The sequence below is a fragment of the Maribacter litoralis genome (assembly GCF_003075045.1).
Lineage (GTDB): Bacteria > Bacteroidota > Bacteroidia > Flavobacteriales > Flavobacteriaceae > Maribacter > Maribacter litoralis.
On sequence record NZ_QCZD01000002.1, the window covers coordinates 258,810 to 272,608 of the forward strand.

A 13,799-nucleotide genomic window follows, 5' to 3' on the forward strand; every position below is an offset into this window, starting at 1 on the left:
TTTATGACCTTAAAAGATAGAAAATTAGCACACCGTATTTATCTGTATTTAGGGGCTTTGTTTATTACCTCCTTAGTTGTTTCTAATCTTATTTTTCAGAAATTTTTCTATTGGAATCCCTTCGGGGATTTCACCGTTTTTGGAGTATCCCTTTTTGAGGTTTCCGTAGGTATTTTACCTTACCCGATCACTTTTTTAATCACTGATCTCATATCTGAAATTTACGGTAGAAAAATGGCGAACCAAATTGTTACCGCCGGTATATTTGCCTCTTTCTTTTCCATGGGAATCATTTTAGTTGCAGAAGTAGCCCCAGCTATACCTTCTTCACCCATAAATGATGCTACATTTACCCAAGTTTTTGCTTTGTCACCAATAGCGGTCTTGGCCTCTATGATTGCGTATTTGTTGGCGCAATATGTAGATGTTGCCATATATCATTTTTGGAAAAAATTGACAAAAGGAAAGTACTTATGGTTACGTAACAATTTTTCAACATTTCTATCACAATTTCTAGATACGTTTACCGTTGTGGCATTGTTATGTGTCTTTAAAGTATTGCCGTGGGAGCTTTTTTTCGGACTGGTAGTCAGCGGATTTATTTTTAAGATTTTTATAGCATTTATAGACACCCCTTTTCTCTATTTCTTCGTATATATTATGAGAAAGCGTTTTAATCTAAGGCCAAATGAAGAATTGGACTTAGATATTATGGATTTAGAAAAACAAAATAGAACAGTATAAAAATTTACTATGGGTAAGAAAATATTGAAAATTGTAGGAGTACTTTTTTTATTGATACTAATCGTTTTAATTGCAGCACCTTTTTTCTTGGAAGCAAAAATTGGTGACATTATAAAGAATAACGTTAACAACAACGTCAATGCTACATTAGATTTTTCGGAGGCAAACTTGAGTTTGGTAAAAAGCTTTCCAAATGCGGAAGTAGGTTTCAAAGATGTGGTGTTGATCAACAAAGCCCCTTTTGAGGGCGATACGCTCTTCAAAGCCAATAATTTGGATTTGACCATGGGTATAATGCAGTTGTTTAAAAGTACTGGCGATGCAATTGCCATTAACGATATTAATTTGGACGGAGCCTTGGTGAATATTGTGGTGGATAAAGAAGAAAATGCTAACTATGATATTGCTTTGGCTTCTGAAACTGCATCTACGGTAGAAGAGCCAAGTACTACCGATGGTTTTTCTTTTGACCTGCAGTCTTATGAAATTACAGATTCAAGAATCTATTACACCGATAATTCTACGGGTATAGCTTTTAAATTAGACGATTTTCAACACAATGGAACAGGAGATTTGTCTTTAGCTACTTCGGAGTTGGATACGCATACCAACGCTCTAATTTCTTTGGAAATGGACAGTGTAAACTATCTGAATAAAAACAAGATAAAATTAGATGCACTTATCGGTATAGATTTAAACGAGAATAAGTATTCATTTTTAAAAAACGAAGCGCTGATCAATCAGTTGCCATTAGTGTTCGATGGTTTTGTTAAATTGAATGAGACAAGTCAAGAAGTGGATTTGACTTTTAAGACCCCATCATCTGATTTTAGAAATTTCTTAGGTGTCATTCCCGAAGCGTATTCAAAAAATATTGAAGATGTAACTACAACAGGTAATTTTACGGTAAATGGTAATTTTAACGGTGTTGTGGATGAAACCCATATTCCAAAATTTCATATCGAATTAAATTCTGATAATGCGTCTTTTAAATATCCAGATTTACCAAAAGCGGTTAAGAATGTTTTTTTAGATGTTCAGATAGATAATGAAACGGGTATTGTTGAAGATACTTACGTAAATATCAATAAGGCATCGTTCATGATAGATGAAGATAAGTTCAACCTTACTTCTAATATCACGGAGCTTATGGGTAATACTAAGGTTAAGGCCCATATGGATGGTAATATGAATTTGGCAAATATTTCTAAAGCTTATCCTGTACCAGCTGAATACAATTTAAAAGGAATGTTGAAAGCGGATATCTCAACTGCTTTTGATATGGCTTCGGTAGAGAAAGAACAATACGAAAAAACAAGTACTACCGGTGATTTGAGTTTGACCGATTTCGAATATAATTCAGACGAACTTGCCAATCCGGTTACATTTAAATCTGCACGCTTAACTTTCAATCCAAAGACGGTGACATTAAATAGTTTAAATGGTACCACTGGTACTACAGACTTTGATGCTACGGGTACTATAAATAATTTGTTGGGTTTTATGTTTAACGATGAAAAGGTTGAAGGTAATTTCAACTTGAAGTCCAACTCTTTTGCCCTTAACGATTTTATGGTTGCCGAAACGGAAACACCATCTACTACGGGTGAAAATGAAACTACAGGCGAAAATACGGAGGAAAAGATTAAGATTCCATCATTTCTGGATGCCACTATTTATGCCGATGCTAAAAAGGTAATTTACGATGATATTGTTCTAAGCGATGTTACTGGGGTTCTAAAAATTAAAGATGAGACAGCTACACTTAGTAATATGTCTGCAGGTATGTTCGGTGGTAAAATAGGCTTTAATGGTCAGGTTTCTACTAAAACCGATACACCTACATTTAATATGAAATTAGATCTAAATCAGTTGGGTATTCAAGAGACGTTCGCTTCTGTAGATTTATTTAAGGCGGTGGCTCCAATTGCTCAAATGTTAAACGGTAAATTAACTTCAGATATTTCTTTATCGGGTAATTTGACAGACGATTTAATGCCGAACTTGTTATCGCTTAGTGGAGATTTGTTTGCAGATATCATGACGGAGGAAGTAAATACAGAATCTGCACCAGTACTAAATACGTTGGTTTCAAAATTAAACTTCATAGATGTTGATCAACTTAATTTAAAGGATATTAAAACATCATTATCATTTAAAGATGGTATTGTGGCGGTGAAACCTTTTACTTTGAATTATAAGGATATCGCCATCAATGTAGATGGTAGCCATTCTTTTGATCAAAAGTTGAATTACAAAGCATCTTTACAGGTGCCTGCAAAATATCTAGGGTCAGATATTACTAAACTTATATCTAAAATTGATGATGCTTCATTAACAGACCTTACTATACCGGTTGTAGCAAATATTGGTGGGGCTTATAGTAGTCCTACTGTAACAACAGATTTAACATCTGGTGTTAAGGAGTTAACAAGCAAATTAGTTGAGATCGAAAAGCAAAAGCTCATCAACAAAGGTACTGACAAGGCTAAAGATTTGATTGGTGGTTTAATTACCGGTAATAAAGCGGCCCAAGATTCTGTGAGTAATGAAACCTCTACCACGAATACCAGTGCTAAAGATATTTTAGGCGGAATTTTAGGAACAAAAAAAGATACCGTAACATCAGCAACTTCCACAAAGACCGATTCTACACCAGCAAATACACAGAAAGAAGCTGTTAAAGAAAAGGCCAAGGATATCTTAGGTGGACTCTTCGGTAATAAGAAAAAAGATAGTACTAACTAATGGTTAAGCCAACATAGAAACCTTCGCTACCTCTAACGTTGAATACCGTGTTGTCTTCAAATATTAGATACTGACCTTTTATACCTTTCAATTTACCTTCAAATGTAGGTGTTTTGGTAAGGTTAAGGCTTTTTACCTTGGCAGGGTATTGCAACACCGGAAATTCCAATTCTGTCTCTTGGTTGGTTTCTAGGTAATACGGCAATGCTTCCTCTGGTATATATTGTTTGAGTTTTTCTCGCCATTCTTGTAGATTTTCATCTACGACATTATTGGTGAGCATGGTTCGCCAGTTGGTTTTGTCCCCTACATGATCTTTAAGGGCAACTTCGGTTATTCCCGCCAAATAGCGATTTGGTACTTCTACGATTTCTATAGCTTCATGTGCACCTTGATCGATCCATCTTGTGGGTACTTGGGCTTTTCTAGTAACACCTACTTTTACATTGCTTGAGTTGGCTAAATAGACTACATGTGGTTGTAACTGTACTTTTTTCTCGTACGCCAGATTTCGGTCTTCTTGATCTAAATGAGCTTTGCTTAATTCTGGTCGCATGATCCAATCACCAGCAGAAGGAATTTCAAAAAAGCAGGTTCTGCAAAAGCCTTGTCTATAAATAGGTCTGTCATTGCCACAGTTTAGACATTCGCATTTAATAAATTCTATTTTTAACGTTTTGTCAAGTACTTGGTTTACATTCAAAAAATCTGATTCGAACAACATGAAATATTGAATTGGACTTCCTATTTCTGTCTGCATTTTTCTTAGTACTCCTTCGTATTGCATGTTAATGTAGCTTATTGATTTGTAATTTGAAAATGATAATTAGATACCCTATTTTTAGCAGCACAAAGATACCCATAAATGCCAATTACCCTATTTAATTCTATTGCCTCTTGGTTGCTGAAAAAACGATTTCACCAAATAGAACTTTTTTTAAAATATCCAGAAGAAGTTCAAGAAGAGGTGCTGTTGCAATTGCTAGAATTTGCTGAAGATACCGAGGTGGGTAGAACGTATGATTTTGAGTCAATTGAGTCTTACAAAGATTTTAAGGAAAGGCTGCCTATTGTTTCTTATGAAGAAATTCAACCCATTATTGAACGTACTAGAAGAGGGGAGCAAAACCTGTTTTGGCCTACCAAAGTAAAGTTGTTTGCCAAGAGTAGTGGTACCACCAATGCTAAAAGTAAATTTATTCCGGTTAGTGGAGAGGCTTTAGAAGATTGTCATTATAAATCCAGTAAAGACCTTTTGTGTCTTTATTTGAATAACAACGAAAATTCTCAACTATTTACAGGTAAGAGTCTACGTTTAGGTGGTAGTAAAGAGCTTTATGAAGATAATGGTTCTTTGTTCGGCGATTTATCTGCAATCTTAATCGATAATATGCCTTTATGGGCAGAATATAGTAGCACGCCTAGTAATAAGGTCTCTTTAATGAGCGATTGGGAAAGCAAGCTAATGGCTATTATTCATGAAAGCGTACAGGAAAACGTAACTAGTTTAGCAGGAGTACCTTCTTGGATGTTGGTATTAATGAATAAAGTTCTAGAAGAGACCGGTAAGGATAATCTATTTCAGGTTTGGGAAAACTTGGAGGTATACTTTCACGGTGGGGTAAATTTTAATCCGTATAAGGAACAATACAAAAAAATACTTCCAAAGAATAACTTTCAATACTATGAAATTTATAATGCATCTGAAGGTTTCTTTGCAATTCAAGATAGAAATGGTGCAGACGATTTGTTGTTGATGTTAGACTACGGTATATTTTATGAGTTTATTCCCATGGATGTCTATGGTGCTTTAAACGAAGATGCTATACCATTATGGGATATTGAATTAGGTAAAAACTATGCTATAGTTATAACTACAAATTCAGGCTTATGGAGATATAAAATAGGGGATACGGTACGTTTTACTTCTAAAAGCCCTTATCGTATTAAAGTTACTGGTCGTACTAAGCATCATATTAATGTTTTTGGGGAAGAACTTATAATTGAGAATGCAGAAGAAGCGTTAAAAATAGCTTGCGCTAAAACCGGTGCGGAAATTATGGACTATACCGCCGGACCCATTTTTATGGTCAATAAGGAAAAAGGGGCACATGAGTGGATCATGGAATTTAGAAGCATGCCCAAAGACTTTGGTGCTTTTGTTGAAATTTTTGACAATGCTTTAAAATCCCTTAATTCTGATTATGAGGCTAAGAGGCTTCATAACATTACATTGAATGCTCCTATTGTTCATGAGGCTCGTAAGAATCTTTTTTACGACTGGTTAAAGAAAAATGATAAACTTGGTGGGCAGCATAAAATTCCTAGACTATCTAATAAAAGGGATTATTTAGATGAGCTTTTACTAATGAACAAGTAATTTGCTCTATACACACCAAATATTGACCTAATCACAACATTATTTGATATTTTCATAATCATTGCCATACATTTGTTGAGGTTCATGTAGTTTTTGTCCTACAGGTATTATGTTATTATTTCATATATCCTATTATGAATAATGGGGTCTACATCGATAAATTTTAACCTGTAAACAATTAAATAGTGATTGGTAGGATAATTAATACAACTTGCTGGAGCAAAACTTAACCAAAACTATAAATACTATTATTATGGCAGAAAAATTAGTGATCGTTTCAGATATGTGGGGCGCTAAAAAAGGATTGTGGATTACTTCTTACTTAGGGTATCTGCAACAGTACTTTGATATTACTTTTTATGATAGCCAACAATTGGCGAATTTGGATATTTTAATTCAGACCGAAGAAAATGTACATAATGCCTTTTTAGAAGGTGGTACAGATACAGCTGTTTCTCATTTATTAAAGAAAGAAACAGAAGCTTGTTATTATTTAGCCTTTAGTACCGGTGCTACAATTGTTTGGGAGGCCGCTAAGAGAGGTTTACCTGTGAAGTCTTTATATGGTGTATCTCCAACCAGAATACGTAAAAAGAACGAGAGACCTAATATTCCTTATACACTGGTTTATGGTGCTAATGATGAATTTAGACCAAGCGAAGAATGGGCAAATAAATTAGGTGTAGAAATGAATGTTTTACCTAACTATGGTCATACTTTATATACAGATGAAAAAATAATTAAAAAGGTCTGTATGGATTTATTGCAAGAAGTAACGCAGATTGCACCACAGGTTAAAAAGAAAGTGGTATAGCCTTTTAATATAAGATTTAAGAATATAAAAAAAAGCGAAGATGAAAATCTTCGCTTTTTTTATGCTTTGCTTTATAAAATAGTAGTTACGAAACTGCCTTTAATTTTTTAATGGTATCATGAGATAACATTTCTTCGGCATATGGTTTTGTAACCTTAAAGTTTGTTTCACCAGAACTTGGCATTTCAAACATTGCATCGGTAAAAATCGCTTCGCACAATGAACGTAGACCTCTAGCTCCAAGCTTGTACTCTATAGCTTTTTCTACAATGTAATCTAACGCTTGATCTGTAATGCTAAAAGTAATGTCATCCATCGCAAACAATTTTTCATATTGTTTGATGATTGCATTTTTTGGTTCCGTTAAAATAGCCCTAAGGGTTTTCTTATCTAGCGGATTCATATGTGTAAGCACCGGAAGTCTACCAATGATTTCAGGAATTAGACCAAAATCCTTTAAATCTTTTGGGATGATGTATTGTAATAAATTATCATCATCTAAAGAACTGTCAGATTTTGAAGCACTATAACCAACTGCTTGCATGTTCAATCTTTTGGTAATCGCACGTTCTATACCATCAAAAGCTCCTCCGGCAATAAACAGAATATTCTCTGTATTTACCTCAATGAATTTTTGATCAGGGTGTTTTCTTCCTCCTTTAGGCGGTACGTTAACCGTTGTGCCTTCCAAAAGTTTTAGAAGACCTTGTTGAACTCCTTCACCGGAAACATCTCTGGTGATAGATGGATTATCGCTCTTACGGGCAATTTTGTCAATTTCATCTATAAAAACGATACCTCTTTCTGCTTTCTCAAGATTGTAATCTGCTGCTTGCAAAAGACGGGTCAATATACTTTCTACATCTTCACCAACATAACCTGCCTCTGTTAATACGGTAGCATCTACAATAGCCAATGGTACGTTAAGCAATTTGGCAATGGTCTTTGCCATAAGCGTCTTACCGGTACCGGTTTGACCGACCATTACAATATTACTTTTTTGTATTTCTACATCATCTTCTTTTGATGATGGCTGTAATAATCTTTTATAGTGATTGTAAACAGCAACAGACATCACTTTTTTGGTACGTTCTTGACCAATTATAAAAGTGTCTAAAAATTCTTTGATCTCTTGCGGTTTTTTTAAAACAAGTTCAGAAGAAAGATCGTTGGTCTTTGTTTGTTTTGACTCTTCTGCTACAATTCCATGCGCTTGTTCAATACAACGGTCGCAAATATGTGCGTCTAGACCAGCAATCAACAAATTTGTTTCTGGTTTTTTTCTACCGCAAAATGAACATTCTAAATTTTCCTTTGCCATTATCTATCTTCTCAATTCTATTCCTTAACGATCTAAAATCGTTTTTGGTTTAAAAATCATCTATTAATTTGAATAAGTTAGTCGAATTTATTTCTTATCCCTTACCAAAATTTCATCGATCATTCCGTATTTAAGTGCTTCATCAGCCTTCATCCAGTAGTCACGGTCACTATCTTCACGTACTTTTTCGATGTCGGTACCAGAGTGTTCTGCAATGATTTGATAAAGTTCATCTTTCAACTTCAAGATTTCTCTAGCTGTAATTTCAATATCACTGGCCTGACCCTGTGCACCACCTAACGGTTGGTGTATCATAACACGAGAATGTTGCAAACCACTACGTTTTCCTTTCTCGCCGGCACATAATAAAACAGCACCCATTGAAGCTGCCATACCAGTACATATGGTGGCTACATCTGGAGAAATAAACTGCATTGTATCATATATACCTAAACCGGCATAAACACTACCTCCTGGAGAGTTAATGTAGATTTGAATATCCTTTTTGGCATCTACACTCGCCAAAAACAATAATTGTGCCTGTATAATGTTGGCAACCTGATCATTGATACCGGTTCCCATAAAAATGATGCGATCCATCATTAAACGCGAATAAACGTCCATTGCCACAACATTCATAGAACGTTCTTCTATAATGTTAGGCGTCATGTTCGTAGGGTACATGCTGCTCATTATAGTATCGTAGTATGTACTGCTGATCCCTTGGTCGTTTATAGCGAAATTCTTGAATTCTTTTCCGTAATCCATAAATTGTATGTCTATATTTTAGAGTAAAAAAAGGTGCCGAAAATTATATTTCCGGCACCGTAAAGATACTTAATTTATTGTTTGGAATTATCCGTAAACTTCTTTCACGAAATTTTCATAGGTAACCTCCTTAGTCTTAAGGTTTGCCTTTTCTTTGTAAAGATTCAATAATTTTTGACTCATCAATTGTTCTGATAGTCTTTTTACCTCATCTTGGTTACCTAACACACGGGCAGCGATCGTATCCAACTCTTCTTCTTTTGGGTCTAACTGTCCAAATTGTGCCATTTGAGAACGAATAAATCCTTTTGAGAATTCTTTCAACTCGTCAAACTGAACTTGTAGTTCATTGTCACGAATTATTTTACCTTCAATAAGTTGGTAACGTAAGCCTTTTTCTGATTTAGCATACTCTTCAGCTGCTTGTTCTTCCGATAATGGCTCTTCACCTGTCATTTGAATCCACTTGGTCAAGAAACCGGTAGGTAGTTCAAACTTGGTGTTTTCTATAAAGTATTCAGTAACGTCGTTCAATAATTTTTGATCGGCCTGTTGCTCAAATTGTTTTTCAGAATCTTCTTTGATACGCTCTTTTAATTCCTTTTCAGATTTTACACTATCAGGTCCAAAAAGTTTATCAAAAAGCTCTTGGTTTAATTCAGCAGCTTCTCTTTCGTTAATTTCAGAAATAGTAAAAGTTACCTCTATATCCAATGCTTCTGCTTTCTGTTGGTCTATACCTAAAGCGCTAGAAAGCATATGGTCTTCTTTAAAAAGACCTTTGGTTTTTAGAGTAACTTCATCACCGACTTTTTTGCCTTTTAGGGCATCTAAAGCTTTTTTGCTTTTTAATTTATCGGTTTCGATCATAGTTTTACTATCGATCTCTTCAGCTTCATTAACGAAAGTACCACTTACTTCGTCGTTTTTGCTAACCTCATCTTTACTTACAAGCTTACCGTATTGTTTTTGAATACGCTCAACTTGTTCGTTCACCATTTTGTCGTCAGCTACAATCTTGTACTGTGTAATGGCTTTTTTTGTTTTCAAAGAAACTTCAAAATCCGGAGCAAGACCTAATTCAAACTCAAATGCCAATTCGTCTTGATCCCAATCAAAATTATCCTGTTGTTTTGGTAAAGGGTTACCAAGAACATCTAATTTTTCTTCGGTAAGATATTTGTTAAGATTGTCTTGTAATAATTTGTTGACCTCATCTACCAATACAGCTTTACCGTATTGCTTCTTTATAAGTCCCATAGGAACTTGGCCTTTTCTAAAACCAGGAATATTAGCTTGCTTCTTATAATCCTTTAAAATGGTGTCTACCTTATCTTGGTAATCTTCTTTTGTGATAGCAACTTTAACTACTGCATTTAAATCGTCTATCTGCTCTTTCGTAATATTCATTCCTTAATATCTATTTGCATGTGTAAAATGGGATGCAAAAATACTACATTTTACAAAGTCAACCAATTTTTTAAAGTATTGAATTTCAAATCACAAGCAACTATGACTTGTCTTCTTTTAACAGTGAAAAAAAGATTGATTGTAAAAAAGATAGCAAGAGGCTAAAAATCAATGCCCACCAAATATTTCCTACGGCAAAACCATCTATAAGATTGTCTGCCAAAAGAATCATTAAAGCGTTTATGATCAGTAAAAAAAGACCAAAAGTTATTACCGTTACGGGTAATGTTAGTATTACCAGTATGGGTTTTACCAATAAATTTAGAATACTCAGTACAACGGTAACTATAATTGCGGTCAAGTAACCATCTACCGATACGTTGGGCAATACATTTGCTAAAATGATTACGGCAAGTGCGCTTAAAAGAATTCTTAATATTAGTTTCATAATGTTGGTTTTAGATGATATAAGATAAGCGTTTAGTCTCTATTAAAAAAGTTGAGCGATTTTTCAAAGAATTGTTTTGGATTTTCAGCGTGCAACCAGTGCCCGGCATTATCGATAGTTTCTACGCTAGCCTTTGGAAAATGTCTGTGAATAATTTCAAAATCATTTTGAGTTACATATTCAGATTTATCTCCTCTTAAAAATAGGGTAGGTCCGTCAAAACTATCCGTACTGTTGATATTGTCGCCAATATCTTCCATTTTTTTACTTAACACCTCTAGGTTAAATTTAAAGCGCAGTTTTTTATTTTCATCCCTATCAAGGTTTTTTAATAAGAACTGACGTATTCCCGGGTTTGATAGATGTTTTTTTAACTGCTCATCGGCATCTCTTCTTGATTTTAAATTGGTGGTGTCAATGGCATTTAGGCCATTGATGATGTCTTGATGATGAGGCGGGTAATATTTAGGAGCAATATCTGCAATCAGTAATTGGTTTACACGCTCGGGATGACTGCAAGCAAATTGCATGGCGGTTTTGCCCCCCATGGAATGACCAATTATAGCGGTGCTTTCAATATTATGTGCGTCTAAATAATTTAGAAAATCGTTGGCTAAAATGTCATAATTAAAATCTGGAGAATGAAAACTTTTACCATGATTTCTTTGGTCTATTAAGTGAACACAAAAACCATGTTCCGCATATTGTGCGCCTAAAGTTTTCCAATTATCCAACATACCTAAAAACCCGTGTAAAATACACAGTGGTTTTCCTTGCCCTAAAATTACCGAATGTAAGATCTGTTTCATTTTAATCGTTGTAAGTACATGTTTACCACATTGTCCAATCCTAAATAAAGAGCTTCACTAATTAATGCGTGACCAATGGAAACCTCTAGTAAGTTAGGTATGTTTTGAGCAAAATATTTAATATTGTCCAAGCTAAGGTCGTGACCTGCATTGATGCCTAAACCTAGCTCATTTGCTTTTTTTGCGGCCTCTATAAATGGTCGAATAGCTTTTTCCTTATCATTTTCATAATCGGTGGCGTAGCTTTCGGTGTAAAGTTCAATACGATCGGTGCCTACAGTTTTAGCTCCTTCGATCATTTTTGGGTCGGGGTCTACAAAAATTGACGTTCTAATTCCGGCAGATTTAAAAGTTTTAATAACGTCGGTTAAAAATTCTTTATGTGCTATAGTGTCCCAGCCTGCATTAGAGGTTATTGCATCAACTGAATCTGGTACTAAGGTTACTTGTTCTGGTTTGACCTCAAGTACCAACTCGATAAATTTTGAAATAGGGTTACCCTCTATGTTGAATTCCGTTTTAACGATTTTCTTCAAGTCCCTGGCATCTTGATACCTTATGTGTCTTTCATCGGGTCTTGGGTGTATGGTTATGCCTTGTCCTCCAAAACTTTCTATGTCAGTAGCTACCTTAAGTAAATTTGGAACATTACCACCGCGGGCATTTCTAAGTGTTGCAATTTTGTTAACGTTTACGCTAAGTTTTGTCATTATGTCTTATTTAGCTTTTAAGAGCCTCAAAAATACAAATAAGGCACACCTTTTGATATTATTAATTGTTATTTTGCGTTATAAATAGGCTTATGCATATTCAAGAACATATCATTACGAACTTACCGGTATTCGACATTAAGGATACTTCTGAAAAAATATTGGAATTTTTTCACGATACCACCTATTCCCATATTGCCATTTTAGAAGAAGGGCGATTTTTGGGGCTGTTCTCAGAGATTGATGCTGACGGACTTATGCCTGACTCGAAAATAGAGGATTTTAGGTATGAGCTGCAAAGTTTCTTTGCTCGTAGAGAGACCAATTGGTTAGATGTTTTAGAGGTTTTTGCACGTAATGAAGCTAATTTGTTGCCTATTTTAAACGAGAAAGAAGAGGTGGTAGGGTATTATTGTCTTACCGATATTGTTGCAGAGTTTATTGATACACCTTTTTTTACCGACCCAGGTAGTATACTAGTTGTAGCAACGGGCATTAAAGATTATTCCTTTAGTGAGATTGCACAGATTGTAGAAAGTAATAATGCAAAGCTAATCGGTGGTTTTATTACCGATACCCAAAATGATATAGTTCAAGTAACCTTAAAGATTACGGCGAATAATTATAATAAGGTAGTGCAAACTTTTAGACGTTACAATTATCATATTTTATTCGGTAATAGTGATGACGAGTTTCTTGAAGACCTAAAAAAACGATCGGACTACTTGGATAAATACCTTAATGTATAATATGAAAGTAGCTGTATACGGTCAAACTTATCAAGATAATGCTATTGAATACCTCATTGAACTGTTAGATGAGTTAAAAAAGGTATCTGCCAAAGTTTTTATAGAGAAAGATTTTTACGATCTCTACAGCGCTAGGGATAACTCAGAGATATTTCCGGTTTTTACATTGAACCAAGGTTTGGATTCCACTTTTGACATGTTCGTTAGTTTTGGTGGTGATGGTACTATATTAAGAGCTACAACTTTTGTTCGAGATTTAGGTATTCCTATTGTTGGTGTAAATACCGGTAGACTAGGCTTTTTATCGACCTTTAAAAAAGAAGATGTTCGTAAGGTGGTGCAAGAGTTTAAACAAGGTGCCTATACCGTTGTTGAGCGTAGTTTGGTTCAGCTGAATACCGAGAAATTGGATGCGGAATTTGGTGATTTGAATTTTGCGCTAAACGAAATTACAGTAAGTAGAAAGGAAACGACCTCTATGATTACGGTTGAAACCTATTTGAATAATGAATACCTTACTTCGTATTGGGCAGACGGACTTATAATTTCTACCCCAACCGGGTCAACGGGTTATTCACTAAGTTGTGGGGGTCCGGTTATTGTTCCTACGGCAAAGTCATTGGTGTTGACACCTATAGCACCACATAATTTAAATGCTAGACCATTGGTTATCTCAGATGATACGGTAATTAGATTAAAAGTGTCGGGAAGAGAAGATAATCATTTGGTGTCGTTAGACTCAAGAATTGCTTCTTTGGAAAATGGAGAGGAGATTACCATTAGCAAGGCTCCCTACACTATAAAAATGATAGAATATACTTCAGAAAGTTTTTTAAAGACCTTAAGGAATAAGCTTCTTTGGGGTGAGGATAGGAGAAATTGAGTCCGCTTTTAAACA

The 13,799-nt window shown here is 35.0% G+C and carries 13 protein-coding genes; 6 read left to right on the forward strand and 7 right to left on the reverse strand.

Annotation, left to right across the window (positions count from 1 at the left end; translation table 11 throughout):
- Nucleotides 1-3 precede the first annotated feature (3 nt).
- Complete coding sequence (locus tag DCS95_RS08395) at nt 4-744, forward strand: queuosine precursor transporter (RefSeq protein WP_116770361.1); 741 nt, start codon at nt 4-6, stop codon at nt 742-744.
- Between the two features lie 9 nt (nt 745-753).
- Complete coding sequence (locus DCS95_RS08400; RefSeq protein WP_116770362.1) at nt 754-3,492, forward strand: AsmA-like C-terminal region-containing protein; 2,739 nt, start codon at nt 754-756, stop codon at nt 3,490-3,492.
- Here DCS95_RS08400 and DCS95_RS08405 read toward each other — a convergent pair.
- Nucleotides 3,485-4,279 carry a DUF2797 domain-containing protein gene (locus DCS95_RS08405; RefSeq protein WP_116770363.1) on the reverse strand — a complete coding sequence of 265 codons (795 nt, stop codon included), beginning with the start codon at nt 4,277-4,279 and terminating at the stop codon, nt 3,485-3,487. The two genes, DCS95_RS08400 and DCS95_RS08405, sit on opposite strands and share 8 nt — an antisense overlap.
- A 78-nt stretch (nt 4,280-4,357) precedes the next feature.
- On the opposite strand from DCS95_RS08405, the gene DCS95_RS08410 reads away from it, so the two are divergent.
- Both DCS95_RS08410 and DCS95_RS08415 read left to right on the forward strand, forming a co-directional pair.
- Nucleotides 4,358-5,872, forward strand: coding sequence for a GH3 auxin-responsive promoter family protein (locus DCS95_RS08410; protein WP_116770364.1), 1,515 nt, complete (start codon nt 4,358-4,360; stop codon nt 5,870-5,872).
- Between the two features lie 253 nt (nt 5,873-6,125).
- Entirely contained in the window at nt 6,126-6,686 is a 561-nt protein-coding gene (locus DCS95_RS08415) for a dienelactone hydrolase family protein (protein ID WP_116770919.1), read from the forward strand.
- An 85-nt stretch (nt 6,687-6,771) separates the two neighbouring features.
- On the opposite strand, the gene clpX is transcribed toward DCS95_RS08415, so the two are convergent.
- From clpX to DCS95_RS08445, 6 genes are all read right to left on the reverse strand, one after another.
- A complete protein-coding gene (gene clpX, locus DCS95_RS08420; protein ID WP_116770365.1) occupies nt 6,772-8,007 on the reverse strand; it encodes an ATP-dependent Clp protease ATP-binding subunit ClpX in 1,236 nt (411 codons plus the stop codon).
- Between the two features lie 87 nt (nt 8,008-8,094).
- A complete protein-coding gene (clpP, locus tag DCS95_RS08425; RefSeq protein WP_116770366.1) occupies nt 8,095-8,775 on the reverse strand; it encodes an ATP-dependent Clp endopeptidase proteolytic subunit ClpP in 681 nt (226 codons plus the stop codon).
- 87 nt (nt 8,776-8,862) lie between these two features.
- Nucleotides 8,863-10,185, reverse strand: coding sequence for a trigger factor (gene tig / locus DCS95_RS08430; RefSeq protein WP_116770367.1), 1,323 nt, complete (start codon nt 10,183-10,185; stop codon nt 8,863-8,865).
- A 100-nt stretch (nt 10,186-10,285) separates the two neighbouring features.
- Nucleotides 10,286-10,633 carry a phage holin family protein gene (locus DCS95_RS08435; RefSeq protein WP_116770368.1) on the reverse strand — a complete coding sequence of 116 codons (348 nt, stop codon included), beginning with the start codon at nt 10,631-10,633 and terminating at the stop codon, nt 10,286-10,288.
- Between the two features lie 32 nt (nt 10,634-10,665).
- Nucleotides 10,666-11,442 (reverse strand): alpha/beta fold hydrolase, encoded by a 777-nt coding sequence (locus DCS95_RS08440; RefSeq protein WP_116770369.1) that lies wholly within the window; start codon nt 11,440-11,442, stop codon nt 10,666-10,668.
- Nucleotides 11,439-12,152, reverse strand: a complete 714-nt coding sequence (locus tag DCS95_RS08445; protein WP_116770370.1) for a pyridoxine 5'-phosphate synthase — start codon at nt 12,150-12,152, stop codon at nt 11,439-11,441. Before DCS95_RS08445 ends, DCS95_RS08440 begins: the two co-directional genes overlap by 4 nt.
- Nucleotides 12,153-12,244: 92 nt before the next feature.
- Between DCS95_RS08445 and DCS95_RS08450 the strand changes: the two genes are divergently transcribed.
- Complete coding sequence (locus tag DCS95_RS08450; protein WP_116770371.1) at nt 12,245-12,901, forward strand: CBS domain-containing protein; 657 nt, start codon at nt 12,245-12,247, stop codon at nt 12,899-12,901.
- Between the two features lies 1 nt (nt 12,902).
- Nucleotides 12,903-13,784: an NAD kinase gene (locus DCS95_RS08455; protein WP_116770920.1), complete on the forward strand. Its 882-nt coding sequence runs from the start codon at nt 12,903-12,905 to the stop codon at nt 13,782-13,784.
- Nucleotides 13,785-13,799 lie beyond the last annotated feature (15 nt).

Excerpts from the sequence above, each read along its gene's own strand:
- tig (WP_116770367.1), bottom strand. The coding sequence starts at position 10,185 with ATGAATATTACGAAAGAGCAGATAGACGATTTAAATGCAGTAGTTAAA.
- clpP (WP_116770366.1), bottom strand. The coding sequence starts at position 8,775 with ATGGATTACGGAAAAGAATTCAAGAATTTCGCTATAAACGACCAAGGG.
- DCS95_RS08410 (WP_116770364.1), top strand. The coding sequence starts at position 4,358 with ATGCCAATTACCCTATTTAATTCTATTGCCTCTTGGTTGCTGAAAAAA.
- DCS95_RS08405 (WP_116770363.1), bottom strand. The coding sequence starts at position 4,279 with ATGCAATACGAAGGAGTACTAAGAAAAATGCAGACAGAAATAGGAAGT.
- DCS95_RS08395 (WP_116770361.1), top strand. The coding sequence starts at position 4 with ATGACCTTAAAAGATAGAAAATTAGCACACCGTATTTATCTGTATTTA.
- DCS95_RS08415 (WP_116770919.1), top strand. The coding sequence starts at position 6,126 with ATGGCAGAAAAATTAGTGATCGTTTCAGATATGTGGGGCGCTAAAAAA.
- DCS95_RS08455 (WP_116770920.1), top strand. The coding sequence starts at position 12,903 with ATGAAAGTAGCTGTATACGGTCAAACTTATCAAGATAATGCTATTGAA.
- DCS95_RS08400 (WP_116770362.1), top strand. The coding sequence starts at position 754 with ATGGGTAAGAAAATATTGAAAATTGTAGGAGTACTTTTTTTATTGATA.
- DCS95_RS08440 (WP_116770369.1), bottom strand. The coding sequence starts at position 11,442 with ATGAAACAGATCTTACATTCGGTAATTTTAGGGCAAGGAAAACCACTG.
- DCS95_RS08450 (WP_116770371.1), top strand. The coding sequence starts at position 12,245 with ATGCATATTCAAGAACATATCATTACGAACTTACCGGTATTCGACATT.
- clpX (WP_116770365.1), bottom strand. The coding sequence starts at position 8,007 with ATGGCAAAGGAAAATTTAGAATGTTCATTTTGCGGTAGAAAAAAACCA.
- DCS95_RS08435 (WP_116770368.1), bottom strand. The coding sequence starts at position 10,633 with ATGAAACTAATATTAAGAATTCTTTTAAGCGCACTTGCCGTAATCATT.
- DCS95_RS08445 (WP_116770370.1), bottom strand. The coding sequence starts at position 12,152 with ATGACAAAACTTAGCGTAAACGTTAACAAAATTGCAACACTTAGAAAT.